At 71.2% G+C, this 11858-nt stretch carries 14 protein-coding genes and 1 pseudogene; 6 read left to right on the forward strand and 9 right to left on the reverse strand.

The features are described from left to right. The first annotated feature begins 52 nt into the window (after positions 1 to 52). On the forward strand, positions 53 to 892 hold the full coding sequence (locus tag BIV25_RS14410) for an aldo/keto reductase (protein WP_071372692.1): 840 nt from the start codon (positions 53 to 55) through the stop codon (positions 890 to 892). Positions 893 to 1086: 194 nt separating this feature from the next. Here BIV25_RS14410 and BIV25_RS14415 read toward each other — a convergent pair whose 3' ends face one another. Next, complete coding sequence (locus tag BIV25_RS14415; protein WP_256255808.1) at positions 1087 to 1701, reverse strand: hypothetical protein; 615 nt, start codon at positions 1699 to 1701, stop codon at positions 1087 to 1089. A 213-nt stretch (positions 1702 to 1914) separates the two neighbouring features. On the opposite strand from BIV25_RS14415, the gene BIV25_RS14420 reads away from it, so the two are divergent. Then, positions 1915 to 2622, forward strand: a complete 708-nt coding sequence (locus BIV25_RS14420) for a glycoside hydrolase family 75 protein (protein ID WP_071372693.1) — start codon at positions 1915 to 1917, stop codon at positions 2620 to 2622. A gap of 300 nt (positions 2623 to 2922) precedes the next feature. Here BIV25_RS14420 and BIV25_RS14425 read toward each other — a convergent pair whose 3' ends face one another. Both BIV25_RS14425 and BIV25_RS14430 read right to left on the reverse strand, forming a co-directional pair. Further along, positions 2923 to 3162: a hypothetical protein gene (locus BIV25_RS14425; RefSeq protein ID WP_071372694.1), complete on the reverse strand. Its 240-nt coding sequence runs from the start codon at positions 3160 to 3162 to the stop codon at positions 2923 to 2925. 258 nt (positions 3163 to 3420) lie between these two features. Next, positions 3421 to 3792, reverse strand: a complete 372-nt coding sequence (locus tag BIV25_RS14430) for a hypothetical protein (protein ID WP_177235277.1) — start codon at positions 3790 to 3792, stop codon at positions 3421 to 3423. A gap of 66 nt (positions 3793 to 3858) precedes the next feature. Between BIV25_RS14430 and BIV25_RS14435 the strand changes: the two genes are divergently transcribed. Both BIV25_RS14435 and BIV25_RS14440 read left to right on the forward strand, forming a co-directional pair. After that, a complete protein-coding gene (locus tag BIV25_RS14435) occupies positions 3859 to 4200 on the forward strand; it encodes a DUF6233 domain-containing protein (protein ID WP_071372696.1) in 342 nt (113 codons plus the stop codon). Positions 4201 to 4354: 154 nt separating this feature from the next. Further along, positions 4355 to 4636, forward strand: a complete 282-nt coding sequence (locus BIV25_RS14440) for a hypothetical protein (protein ID WP_071372697.1) — start codon at positions 4355 to 4357, stop codon at positions 4634 to 4636. A gap of 905 nt (positions 4637 to 5541) precedes the next feature. Here the strand turns inward: BIV25_RS14440 and BIV25_RS46900 are convergent. Continuing rightward, positions 5542 to 5673, reverse strand: a pseudogene (locus tag BIV25_RS46900) (ATP-binding protein); the annotation flags it as partial. Between BIV25_RS46900 and BIV25_RS14450 the strand changes: the two are divergent. Beyond that, positions 5673 to 6062, forward strand: coding sequence for a hypothetical protein (locus tag BIV25_RS14450; protein ID WP_071372699.1), 390 nt, complete (start codon positions 5673 to 5675; stop codon positions 6060 to 6062). The pseudogene BIV25_RS46900 and the gene BIV25_RS14450 sit on opposite strands and share 1 nt — an antisense overlap. 293 nt (positions 6063 to 6355) lie before the next feature. Continuing rightward, positions 6356 to 7225 carry an LLM class F420-dependent oxidoreductase gene (locus BIV25_RS14455; RefSeq protein WP_071372700.1) on the forward strand — a complete coding sequence of 290 codons (870 nt, stop codon included), beginning with the start codon at positions 6356 to 6358 and terminating at the stop codon, positions 7223 to 7225. A gap of 88 nt (positions 7226 to 7313) precedes the next feature. Here BIV25_RS14455 and BIV25_RS14460 read toward each other — a convergent pair whose 3' ends face one another. From BIV25_RS14460 to BIV25_RS14480, 5 genes are all read right to left on the reverse strand, one after another. Further along, on the reverse strand, positions 7314 to 8015 hold the full coding sequence (locus tag BIV25_RS14460; RefSeq protein ID WP_071372701.1) for an SDR family oxidoreductase: 702 nt from the start codon (positions 8013 to 8015) through the stop codon (positions 7314 to 7316). A 111-nt stretch (positions 8016 to 8126) separates the two neighbouring features. Further along, the gene (locus tag BIV25_RS14465) at positions 8127 to 9065 is read right to left on the reverse strand and encodes a class I SAM-dependent methyltransferase (protein ID WP_071372702.1); all 939 of its coding nucleotides are present in this window, start codon (positions 9063 to 9065) and stop codon (positions 8127 to 8129) included. Between the two features lie 547 nt (positions 9066 to 9612). Then, on the reverse strand, positions 9613 to 10383 hold the full coding sequence (locus tag BIV25_RS14470) for a class I SAM-dependent methyltransferase (protein WP_071372703.1): 771 nt from the start codon (positions 10381 to 10383) through the stop codon (positions 9613 to 9615). A gap of 5 nt (positions 10384 to 10388) precedes the next feature. Then, positions 10389 to 10694 carry a 4a-hydroxytetrahydrobiopterin dehydratase gene (locus BIV25_RS14475; RefSeq protein WP_071372704.1) on the reverse strand — a complete coding sequence of 102 codons (306 nt, stop codon included), beginning with the start codon at positions 10692 to 10694 and terminating at the stop codon, positions 10389 to 10391. Between the two features lie 47 nt (positions 10695 to 10741). Beyond that, complete coding sequence (locus BIV25_RS14480; protein WP_071372705.1) at positions 10742 to 11848, reverse strand: ADP-ribosylglycohydrolase family protein; 1107 nt, start codon at positions 11846 to 11848, stop codon at positions 10742 to 10744. Positions 11849 to 11858: the final 10 nt, after the last annotated feature.

An 11858-nucleotide genomic window follows, 5' to 3' on the forward strand; every position in this document is an offset into this window, starting at 1 on the left:
ATCGTTGACGATGGGAGAAGAACCTGTCGACAACCGAAGGATCACGAGGCTCGTGAGCAGCAAGGTCCCCCCGATCATCCTCAACAACGGCATCGAGATGCCCCAGCTGGGCTTCGGAGTCTGGCAGGTGCCGGACGACGATGCCGAGCGGGCCGTCACCACGGCGCTCGCGGCCGGGTACCGCAGCATCGACACCGCCGCGATCTACGGCAACGAAGAGGGCACCGGCAAGGCCCTCGCCGCCTCCGGCGTCCCCCGCGAGGAACTCTTCGTCACCACCAAGCTCTGGAACGCCGACCAGGGGTACGACGCCACCCTCCGCGCGTTCGACACCTCGCTGGCGAAGCTGGGCCTCGACCACGTGGACCTGTACCTGATCCACTGGCCGCTGCCCTCCCGCGACACCTACGTCGACACCTACCGGGCGCTCGAACAGCTCTACGCCGACAAGCGCGTGCGCGCCATCGGCGTGTCCAACTTCCTCCCCGAGCACCTGGAGCGGCTGATCGCCGAGACCTCCGTCATCCCGGCGGTCAACCAGATCGAGCTGCACCCGCACCTCCAGCAGCACGCCGCCCGCGCGTACCACGCGGAGCAGGGCATCGCGACCGAGGCCTGGTCGCCGCTCGGCCAGGGCAAGGGGCTGCTGGAGGTGCCGGCGATCGTCGCGATCGCGCAGAAGCACGGCCGCACCCCGGCTCAGGTCGTGCTGCGCTGGCACGTCCAGCTGGGCACCGTCGTGATCCCGAAGTCCGTGACGCCGTCCCGGATCAAGGAGAACATCGAGGTCTTCGACTTCAGCCTGGACGACGAGGACCTCGCGGCGATCAGCGCGCTCAACGAGGACCGGCGCATCGGCCCCGACCCGGCCACCTTCGACTACGTGGGCTGAGCCGCTCTGCCCCGGACCGACGCCGGGTTCCGGGTCGCCGGCCACTGGCACCTCGCACATCACGGCCGCCCGTCCCGCCGCCCGGCGGGGCGGGCGGCCGTGCGCGGTCCGCGAGTGCCGGGCCCCTCCCACCGGCGGTCGTACCCCGTCCTCGGGCACGTGCGGCCCGTCGTTCAGCCGGCCCGCGCGCCCGTTCAGTCGGTCCGCACGTCCGCGTGGACGATCTCGAACTCCTCCAGGGCGACGACGTCGACGTGCGCCTTGATCACGCTCTCGTGCCGGATGAGTGCCTGGCCCGCCCGGGACCCGTCCAGTGCGGCCCGGTCGGCGAAGAGCACCCCGACCACGCCGCGGCCGCGCATGCGGTCCAGGAAGAGGGCGGCGCCGGCGAATCCGGGCAGCACCTCCAGGCGGGGCAGCACCCCGGAGTGGAAGGTGTCGAAGGCCAGGTCCGCGTCCGCCGGCGCGAACTCCAGCCGCGTCAGCCGCATGCCGCCGCCGGTGAGCGGCCGGTGCCCGACCGGGAAGACCGTGGCCTCGTAGTTCTCGACCGCGACGGTCCCGGCGAAGGGGTGCAGCAGTGCCGGGCGCCGCTCGCGCATGACCTGGTCGCTGTGGTCGCGCGCCTCGGCCGACTCCCACCAGCTGACCGCGAACAGGGTGCCGAGCCCCCGGTCGACGAACACGCCGGCACCCCGGAAACCCGGGCGTTCCTCGAGCAGATCGTGCCCCTGCGTGTTCAGGGTCCGGATGGCCGTGCCCAGCTGCGCCGGATTGCCGGTCGCGTACACCGTGCGGACGAACAACATGCGTCCCACCTCCCGGAGCCGTGACCATGCGGGGCCGACGGCGGCAGACATACGCGTATTAAACGGTCTTTTCAGTCTTACGGGGCGGGCAAATCACCGCAATACGCTCAGGTTTCGGGAGTTCGCAACTGGAGGGTTGACGGGGACATGTAGACGGGGCCACGGTGTACGGCACCCGGTAAGGAAACTTTCCTAACAGAAGGGTCCCCCACAGTGCGCTTTCGAACACTGACCCTCGCCGCGGCCTCCGGTGCCGCCCTGCTCGCCGCGGGCGTGCTCCCCGCACACGCGTCCGCCGTCCCGTCGGCGAGGTCCGCCCCGACGTCCGCCCAGGAGGGCTCGGTCAGCGCGGCCGACCTGCTCGCCAAGGTGAAGTCCTGTTCGCAGATATCGAACGGCAAGTACAAGACCGACGAGGAGACCGCGGCCACGGTCCCCGTGTGCGGCAAGAACGGCGCGGTGTTCTGGAAGGCCGACATGGACATCGACTGCGACGGCCAGACCACCACCAACTGCAACAAGAACCGCGACCCCTGGTACCAGGACGACACCGCCTTCCACCAGTCCGACGGCAAGCCCCTGAAGGCGGAGGCGCTGCCCTACATCGTGGTGCCCAGCTCCAGCAGCATCTGGAACTACTCCAGCGCCGGCATCAAGGGCGGCGGCGTGGTCGCAGTCGTCTACAACAACAAGGTGGAGTACGCCGTCGTCGGCGACACCGGCCCCACGAAGATCATCGGCGAGGCCTCGTACGCCACCGCCAAGGCACTCGGCATCGACCCCGACCCGAAGACCGGCGGGGCCGACTCCGGGGTGACCTACATCCTGTTCAAGAACTCCAAGGTCTCCCCCATCGAGAGCCACAGCGCGGCGGTCTCGCTCGGGGACCAGCTGGCCAAGCAGTTCCTCGCCAGCAACTGACCCTCCTGGGGCTCGACTTTGCAGCCTCAGGCTTCTCGCTGCACATACGCCTTCACCTGGGTTTTTGTGTCGGGACGGCATGCATGTGTGGGCACGTGTCGGCATGCGTGGGCGTGATTCCTTCCCGTTCGTTTCCCAGTGGCAGACTGTGCGCGAGGCGCCGTGCGCGAGGAGATGACGACCTCGGCGTGAGCTACCGGCGCCCGATGTTCGTCAGATAGAGCAAGGGCAGTAGCCAGCCCCGGTGCATCACGCCGGGGCTGGATCAGCGCCAGAGCATGGGCTGATGTTGCGACGAGCTTACGACCCGCCACTGACAATGCCGGCTCCGTCGTCGGGCCAGACAGCCAACGCCGCCCCCTCCTCCTTGTCCACAAGCACGATGTGCGCACCCACCGGGCTGCCGTACTCGTCGGCCCACGACCGGAACTTGCGGCGCGACGTCACTTCGTCGTCCCACCAACTGTGCATGCGCGGCTCGCCGTCGACGGTCAGAATCAGATGGAAGCGGCCGGGGTCAGCGACCGGGATGGGATACATGGAAGTGCTCCGAGGTCGCCCGCTCGACTCGAAGCCGAAGCTCTCCGTGCCTCCAGGATGGCAGACACTCGCGCCTCATCGGGCCACGCAGCCAGCTGCTCGCCGGTGTCCTCGTCGGTGAGGGTGATCCGGGCGCCGGGCACGCCGTACAGGCCGACACAGTCGCGGAACTTCCCGCGGGCGACGCGCTCGTCCCGCCACCAGCCGTGCTGTGCTGGCCGCCCGCCGATGGTGTGCAGGAGGTGGTAGCGGCCAGGATCAGGTACGTCGCTCATCCCGCCAGCCCTCTTCGTCCGTCCACGTTCGCACCCGTGCCGACGCGCCCGTCTCGCCCGCCAGCTCTGCGGCCACCTCACGCAGGTCGGCGAGGATCCCCTCCACTGTCGATGGGCCGCGCCACGGTTCCATGGTGGCGATCGCGTGCTCTCGGCACAGGTCCGCCCAGCGCGGACCCTCCTCAGGAAAGGTGACCACCTGCGCAGTGCGGTAGCCGTCGCCGCACACCGTGCAGGGACGCACGATCGGCTCGCGCAGCCGCGCACCGACCTGCCGGCGGGTCACCTCGGGTGGCGCCAGCTCCAGGTGGGACGGGTCCACGGCGTGGCGGCCGAGCAGCTCGTCGACGCTCATGCGGTCCACGATGCCTCCTCCCTGCCTGTCGCGACGCGTGCGCCACCCTAGCCCAGAATCGAACATGTGAACGACCCTGCGCCACCGTCCCGCCTCGACCTCCTCCGCTTCCTCGAACGCGTCCAGCCAGCCGACCTCGAACGCACCCGCCGCTGGATCGCCGACGAGGAACGTCGCGAGGCCGAGCGGCAGCAGGGCGAGCAGGCCCGGCCGGAGCCCCCGGATTGGTTGATCGAGTACGGGCTCAATCGGGACCCACTGCCGACGGCAGTCCACACCGGGGAGTGCACGATGGCGGGCAAGAGGTCGAAGGCCACAGACTCGGACACGATCCGGCGTGCCATCGCGGCCGGCGTGAAAGCCTGCACGTTCTGCCGGCCGGATTCGGAGTTGGGGATCCTCGACTGAATGCGAGTGGCTCCCCGCGTGGGGCGGAGCGACCACGATGACTATGCAAGCGGCGCGTCAATATCCGATTTGCGGGACTTCGCATTAATGTCTCGTACGCGAAAGAAGTCGATCTCTACCGGAGATCGCGCCCATTCACTTTCACGGAGAGCACATGCACAAGCTTCGCAACGCTGCCGTCCTCGTCGCTACCCTCGGCAGCGTCGGACTCATGACCGCCGGCACCGCCCACGCCGGCGGCGAGGGCGGCCACGGCGACGGATTCAACATCCAGCAGAGCTCCACATGCAGGTCGCACGACCTGAACCTCGACGTCCTCGGCGAGGTCGGAATCCTCAACGGATTGTTGGGCAACGCCCTCAACGGCGAGGGCAACCCGGGCGCACAGCAGAGCCACCTCGGCTCGACCATGGGCTGCAACAACAGCGCCCTCTAAAGGCAGGCGCGCCTCTCACGCGGAGCGGGAGGCGCGCCGGGCTTCACATCCGAGTGCCGCAAGCTTGAGATGCTGAACGCACGACCGCCCCGCCTCAACCGTGGAGGGCGGGGCGGAAGGCGTTGCGTCCGGCATCCTCAGCCCACGACCGAGGTGGAGATCGTGGAGACGAAGCCCGGCGCACTCCCCGAACCTCGGGGCTGACAGAGCAGGGGCCGCCAAGACGGGGGATGCGAGAAGCAGCCGCGCAGCCTCCCGTGGGGAGCCGGGAGGAGCGGCGGGCCCTGCCGCATAGTCGTAGCAGCAGGGCCCGGAGGGGGATCCCACCCGGGGGAAGGGGGATCCGGTGCGCCAACGATGCACCAAAACCAGCCACAGCGAAAGAGATCGGCCACGAAAATCTGCCGGGCACGACAGCACCCCGCCACGACGGGGGATGCGTGACGGGGTGCCGTGGCCAGTGTGGCACGGGGCGGGGCTGGGCGGCTTCTACGGATGCCGCGTCAACCCGCAGGGATGGTTCGCGTGCGTCGGTCAGATGACCGGGCATGGCGTCCAGCCAGTCCTGCGCGAACGCCACGATGACGGGCAGCACATCCGCTGGGAAGTATTCGTCGCCGCGTGTTCGCTTCCACCCGCCTTCGTTCAGGTGGGCAAGCAATGCGACTTCCAGGGTTCGCGCTACGCCCTTCGGCAGGCCTGTCCACACGCGGTGCCGCTGAGAGAGACCAACGCTCGCGTGCTGCTCCAGACGCTTGTGCCCGGTACCTGAGCTGATGCCCAGCTTCACCGTCGGAACACCCGTGTCGGTGCCGCTGACAACATAGAAGACGTCGTGAGGCGGAGCAGTCTGCCCTGTCCTGCACACCCGGCACATGACCTCGGCGTCGTACCCCTGGTTGATGTGGAACCCGGCCGAGGTCGCGTCCGCGCATGCGGTAGGAGTCGCCCTTGAGTGAGATGACCTCTGCGTGGTGGACGAGGCGGTCGATCATGGCCGCGGCGACCGTGTCGTCGCCGAAGACCTCTCCCCAACGTGCTGGCGTCGCACGACAACAAGTGGGTCTTCCCGGCTATCGCGGGCGGCTGCCTCGCCTCAGCGGCGTTCTCGGTCGACTACTGGCCCCACATCTCCAAGGGGGCCGATGAGCGCAAGAGGACTCCGGGGAGCAGGAATCCTCGGCCGGCGATCCCTGCCGTACCCGACTACGTCGGCAAGCGCATCTACCGGATCCGTCACGGGCACAAGGCGTGGCTGGACGAGGACGGGCACAGCAGGTTCGCCGTTGAGCGGCGGATGGGTCACGAGGTGCCTGGTGTCGAGGGGACGTACAGCAGCGTGACCGTGGCGATGGAGCGTGCCATCATGAAGGCGTTGCAGGACCGCTGGGAAACGTTCCAGGCGGGTCCGGGCCTCTCCGAGTAGCCCCGGTTTCCCACTCGTTTCCCACCCGCAGGTAGTGGCTGAGCTCCGCCGCAGGCCAGAGTCCCTTCCAGTCCCCCGCAGGGCTGCTTCTCACTTGTTCCTCGCCAACGACTGACCGGAAGACCATGGGTTCGCCGGGCAGCCACAGGGTGGCCCGGCGACGGCCGGTGTCGGCGGGCTGTGACGGGGACGGTCAGGCGGTCGCGGGAGTGAGGGTCACGTCACGCGCGGGGCGCGCCATGCCACTGTGCGTCCGCACTGTGTGCCTAGGGTGGCCTCACCGGAGGTGAGGAATGCGGGTAGGGCTGCACGCGCTCGGCATCGGTAACGGTGCCCGCCCCGAAGTGATCGCGGCCGTCGCCACCGCAGCGGAGGCGCATGGCTTCGCCAGACTGTGGTGCGGTGAGCATGTGGTACTCGTGGACGCGCCGGCGTCCCGCTACCCCTACTCCGCGGACGGCCGGATTGCCGTGCCCGCGGACGCGGACTGGCTGGACCCGCTGCTCGCGCTGAGCTTCGCCGCGGCAGTCACCAGCCGGATCGAGCTCGCCACCGGAGTGCTCCTGCTGCCCGAGCACAACCCGGTGGTGGTCGCCAAGCGGGCCGCCACCCTCGATGTGCTCTCCGCCGGACGGTTCACCCTCGGCATCGGAGCGGGCTGGTCAGCCGAGGAGTTCGCCGCACTCGGCGTCCCCTTCACCGGACGCGGACGCCGCACCGACGAGTACCTCGCCGCGATGCGCACCCTCTGGGCCAAGGACCCTGCCTCCTACACCGGGGAGTTCACCCGCTTCGACGCGATCCGGGTCAACCCCAAGCCGCTGCGCGGCGCCCGACTCCCGGTCGTGGTCGGCGGCAACAGCAACACCGCCCTGCGCCGCGCGGCCACACTCGCCGACGGCTGGTACGGCTTCAACATGCCGGTCACCGACGTTCCCGAACGCATCGCCTTCCTCACCGACGAGTGCGCCCGACACGGCCGCACCCGCGGTGAACTCACCGTCGCTGTCGCACTGAGTGACGGCCGCCCGGAGCATCTTCCGGAGCTCGCCACAGCCGGCGTCACCGAGGTTGTCGTCGTCGGCGCGCCCCCGCCGACCCCCGACGAGGCGGTGACCTGGGTCACGGAACTCGCCCGGACCTGGATCCCACCGGACGAATGACCAGGGCCCCATGCCAGGGCCAGCCACGTTGTTTTCACGCCGCACGGCGTCCCCGCCCGGGGCCGAGACGACTGACCTGTGCAATACGTCAGTTGGGCTGCCCCAGCGGGCGTACGACCACGGTGTTGACGTCGACCCCGGCCGGCTGCCGGATCGCCCAGACGACCGAGTCGGCGATCTGGTCGGCGGTCAGCAGGTTCCCCGGGGGCAGGCTGCCGAGGCCGTCCCAGAACGGGGTCTCCACCCGGCCGGGGGCGACCAGCGTCACCCCGACCCCGAACTCCGTGACCTGGCGCCGGGTGTTCTCGGCGAGCCCGGTGACCGCCCACTTGGTGGCGCCGTAGAGGTTGCCGGGGGTGTTCACGAACCCGGCGACACTGCCGATGAGGACGATCCGGCCACGGGTCTCCTTCAACGCCTCGCCGGAGGCACGGATGAGCAGGGCCGGGCCGAGGACGTTGGTGAGGACCATCTCGGTCCAGCCGGCCGGGTCGCCGTCGGCCACGGAGTCGTGGGTGGCGAAACCGGCGTTGGCGACGACGGTATCCAGTCGACCGTATGCCTTGAGCGTACGGTCGACAGCATTCTGTATATCGTCGAACGTCGACGCATCACCGGCGACTGTCCGCAGTTCCTCGGGGCGGCCGAGCTCGTCCGCGAAGTCCCGCAGCCGGGACTCCGTACGGCCGGTGACGGTGACGCGATGCCCGGCGGCCAGCAGTTGCCGGGCGACGGCGGCGCCGATGCCGGTGGCCCCGCCGGTGATGAGTGCGACCGGAGAGTCGTTCACGGGTTCCCCCTGTATGTCGGTGACGCCAGGGAGTCCATCACGTGGAGCGCGCTCGAAGTCAACTGCCTGCGCCCGAACAGCAATCACCCTCCTTCCGCCACACCCCCGCGCCTACGCCGGCCGTACCGCCCGGTGCACCGTGTGGGCCGCGAGGACGAACACGTCGGGGCGGCGGTGGACGCTGCCGGGGTCGGCGGGGTCGAGGAGCCGGTCGAGGGTTGCGCGGTCCCCGGCGTCCAGGGCCTCGGCATGGAGGTCCCGGGCGCGGGTCAGCATGGAGACCACGAACGCGCGAGCCGTCTCGGGGAGGGGGGCGGGCAGGTCGAGCAGGAAGGTGCGGGTGCCGGTGTGCTTCAGACCGGCGGCCGTCAGCAGGGCGGGCCAGTCCTCGGCCTCGGCGACCGCGCCGGGCAGCTCGGCGCGCATCTCGGCGAAGCGGTCCTCCTGGAGGGCGTCGAGGCGGGTCTGGAGTCCGGGGCGGCCGAAGCCGACGTCGCGGGGCAGATAGCGCGGAGCCAGACCGCCCTCCAAAATGGCCAGCGTGCCGCCGGGGGCGAGCCGGGCGCCGAACGCGGCGAGTGCGGCCTTCTGGTCGCCGAGGTGATGCAGGCTGCGGCTGGCCCACAGCAGGTCCGCCGGATACTCCAACTCACCGAGTGCGTCCGGGAGTTCACCGGCCAGGGTGTCGAAGCGGTCGGCGACCCCCGCGCGGGCCGCGCGGGCGCGGGCGTGCTCCAGCAACGGTGCCGAGCCGTCGGCGGCGACCACCCGTGCGCCGGGGAACTGGCGCGCGAAAAGGCAGGCGATCACCCCGGGGCCACTGCCCGCGTCCACGATCAGACCGGGCTCGGTCACCTCCGTGCCCAGCCAGGCCAGGGCGCTCTCGTACGCCGGGGCGGTCACCTCGGCCTCCGTCTCCAGGTGGGCCGCCATCGCGGCCCAGTCGATGTCGCCGCCGTGGGCGTGGCCCGCGTGGCCCCCATGGGCGTGCTGCTGATGCCCGCCGTGGTCGTGGTGCGCCTGCTGCTGCCCGTGGTGCTCGTGTGCCATGGTGTTCCGCCTCTCCTTCGGATGCGGCCAGCGTGCGACGCCGCTGCGCGAGGAGGCCAGTCCTGTTGCCGGTGCCGCAAAAAGTTTGCCGATGCGGCACAGCGGAGCCGAATGCGGCCCGGGCCGGTGGGCGCGAACGGCGCTCGCCTCGAAGCCGTATCTCGAAGCCGTATGACGAGGCCGGGGCCGTCCTGGAGCTCGGTCCCCTGCTGGAGCGGGCGGACGGGACGTACGCGCCGCCGGAGACGGCGATCCGCCGAGGCGCCGGCCGTGGTTGGTGACGGAGTACGCCACCGTGCACGCGGGTGTGACTCCCCGGGCGGACACCGCCGGGACGACTGCGCTCACGATGAGCGCCGTCGCGCCGACGGTGTCTCAAAGTACTGAACGCGGGGACGCATGAGCGACTCCTTGCATGAGGCGCGCCGTGACGGGCACGTCGACCGGCAGGAACCGCTCCCGCCGGTGCGACGGCAGGTAGCGCCGAGTGCCTTGTCGCCCAGGGGAGTTGCCGAGGTTCGCCGCACCGCCCGGCCGTCACGTCATGTCATGCCCCGGTTCCCTCCCCCGCCGACGCCGCCGGTTTGCGGTACGCCCGCACGGCGAACACCGGGTCCGGGCGGGGACGGTCCTGGTCCGGGAGGCGGGCGAGGCGCGCGGCGAACCGCTCGCTGCGCGGCTCGCCCGGCGGCAGCTGGGTGAACCAGCCGCGGCGCAGGTCGGCGATGGTGGTGCGCGGGCTGCGGCCCTGGCCGGCGCCGCGGAACACGCCCGCGCCGGCCGGTTCCAGCCCGTGCCGGACGGCGTGCGCGGTGACGGTGGCGGCGGCGTCCTGGGCGGCGCGGCGCGGGCGGTCGGCGAGGGCGGTGTCGATGTCGCTGCCGACGTCGTGCGCGTCGGCCTTGTCGACGGTGGTGACGTAGACCCCGCCGGGCCGCAGCACACGGGCGCACTCGGCGACGATCGCGCGGACGTCCCCGGCGTCGTCCAGCAGGTGCAGCAGCCAGACGCTGGTCACCGCGTCGAACGTGCCCGTGGGGAACGGCAGGCGGCGGCTGTCGGCACGGACGACCGCGCCCGGGAGTCTCGCCCCGGCCCTGCGGACCATCGCGGTGGTGAGGTCGGCGCCGGTCACCCGCAGCGCGGGGCGGTCGGCGGCCAGCCGGCGGGTGAGGATGCCGGTGCCGCAGGCCACGTCGAGGAGCCGGCCCGGCCCCTCGGGGATCAGATCGAGCACCGCTTCGGCGGCGGCGTGGGCACGGGCCTCGCCGCCGCGGGACGCGTCGTAGGCGTCGGCTTCCTTGTCGTAGTCGAGCACGTTCCTCAGTGTGCGCCGTGACCTGGGGCGATGTCCTCCACCCTGCGGGCGAGGGCGAAGTCCTTCTCGGTGACCGCGCCGCCCGCGCTGTGCGTGTGCACGGTGAGGGAGACGGTGTGGTAGCCGAGGGTGAGGTCGGAGTGGTGGTCCAGCTCGTCCTGGACGGCGGCGATGTGCATGACCAGCGCCGCCGCCGCGACGTGCGAGCCGAGCCGGTAGGAGCGGGCGAGCCTGTCCCCGTCCAGCGACCAGCCGGGCAGCTCCGCGAGCCGGTCCTCGATCTCCTTCTGCGACAGCGGTTCCACGGCCATGGCGTTCGGCTCCCTTCGCGTCAGCGGTTCTTGTTCAGCCTGCCACGTCAGGCCCGCGCGCACTCCGCCGCGAGGTCGTCGGCGAGGGCCGCGATCCGGTAACGGCCCTCCACGCGGGCCACCCAGTCGTGCGGCAGACCGGTGTCGCCGTGCAGCGCGCCGAGGAGGTTGCCGCAGATCGAGCCGGTGGAGTCGCTGTCGCCCGAGTGGTTGACGGCCAGCAGCAGGGCCCGCTCGACGTCGGGCTCGGCGAGCGCGCAGTACACGCCGATGGCGAGTGCCTCCTCGGCGACCCAGCCCGCGCCGAGGGACTCGGTCTTCTCGGCGGTCGGTGCCCCGTCGTCGGCGAGGTCGAGGGCGGCGCGCAGGGCGGCCGTGGTCTCCGTGTGGCCGCGGTGCCGTTCCAGCAGGCGCAGGGTGCGCAGTACCGCGCCGTCCAGGGAGTCCCCGGCGACCAGGTGCGCGACGATCGCGGCGAGCGCGCCGGCCGCGTAGTAGCCGGTGGGGTGGCCGTGGGTGATCTGGGCGCCGCGTGCCGCCATGGCGAAGGCCGCGTCGGCGGGGGCCGCGAGGCCGAAGGGGGCCGAGCGCATGACCGTGCCGCAGCCCTTGGAGTCGGGGTTGACCTCGCCCGGTGTGCCGTCGAGCGGGAGTGCGGGGTCGGGCGCGTACATCTGGGCGACGCCGGACAGGCAGGCGTTTCCGGGCGCGCGGCGGGAGTACAGCCAGGCCTCGGTCACCAGGCCGGCCGGAGTCGGTGTGCCGGGCTGCGGCGGCACGGGCTGTTCGGGGCCGGGCTTGGACTGGGTCTCCAGCCAGCGCTCGTACGCCTGGCGCAGCAGCTGCGGCCAGGCGCCGTCGATGCCCTTCTCGCGTTGCCGTGCGTGCGCCTGGATCAGGGCCTCGACGGTGAACAGGGTCATCTGGGTGTCGTCGCTGATCAGTCCGACCGCTCCGTGCGCGCCGGGTACGAGGCCGGTGACGCCGTGCGCACCGTGCGCGGCGCGGATGCGGTCCAGCGAGGCGAACTCCACGGGATAGCCGAGGGCGTCACCGAGCGCGCCGCCGAGGAGGCAGCCGCGGACCCGGGCCCGGTGGACTGCCGCGGCCTGGAGGGACGGGGACCGGGGCGGCGTGTGCCACGGCTCGTTCATGCGCAAGGGA

It is taken from the genome of Streptomyces sp. MUSC 14, assembly GCF_001866675.1.
Taxonomy (GTDB): Bacteria; Actinomycetota; Actinomycetes; order Streptomycetales; family Streptomycetaceae; genus Streptomyces.

Coding starts and splice junctions, on each gene's coding strand:
- BIV25_RS14415 (WP_256255808.1), bottom strand. CDS start 1,701: ATGTTGTTCGTCCGCACGGTGTACGCGACCGGCAATCCGGCGCAGCTG.
- BIV25_RS14425 (WP_071372694.1), bottom strand. CDS start 3,162: ATGTATCCCATCCCGGTCGCTGACCCCGGCCGCTTCCATCTGATTCTG.
- BIV25_RS14430 (WP_177235277.1), bottom strand. CDS start 3,792: ATGAGCGTCGACGAGCTGCTCGGCCGCCACGCCGTGGACCCGTCCCAC.
- BIV25_RS14440 (WP_071372697.1), top strand. CDS start 4,355: ATGCACAAGCTTCGCAACGCTGCCGTCCTCGTCGCTACCCTCGGCAGC.
- BIV25_RS14455 (WP_071372700.1), top strand. CDS start 6,356: ATGCGGGTAGGGCTGCACGCGCTCGGCATCGGTAACGGTGCCCGCCCC.
- BIV25_RS14465 (WP_071372702.1), bottom strand. CDS start 9,065: ATGGCACACGAGCACCACGGGCAGCAGCAGGCGCACCACGACCACGGC.
- BIV25_RS14475 (WP_071372704.1), bottom strand. CDS start 10,694: ATGGCCGTGGAACCGCTGTCGCAGAAGGAGATCGAGGACCGGCTCGCG.
- BIV25_RS14480 (WP_071372705.1), bottom strand. CDS start 11,848: ATGAACGAGCCGTGGCACACGCCGCCCCGGTCCCCGTCCCTCCAGGCC.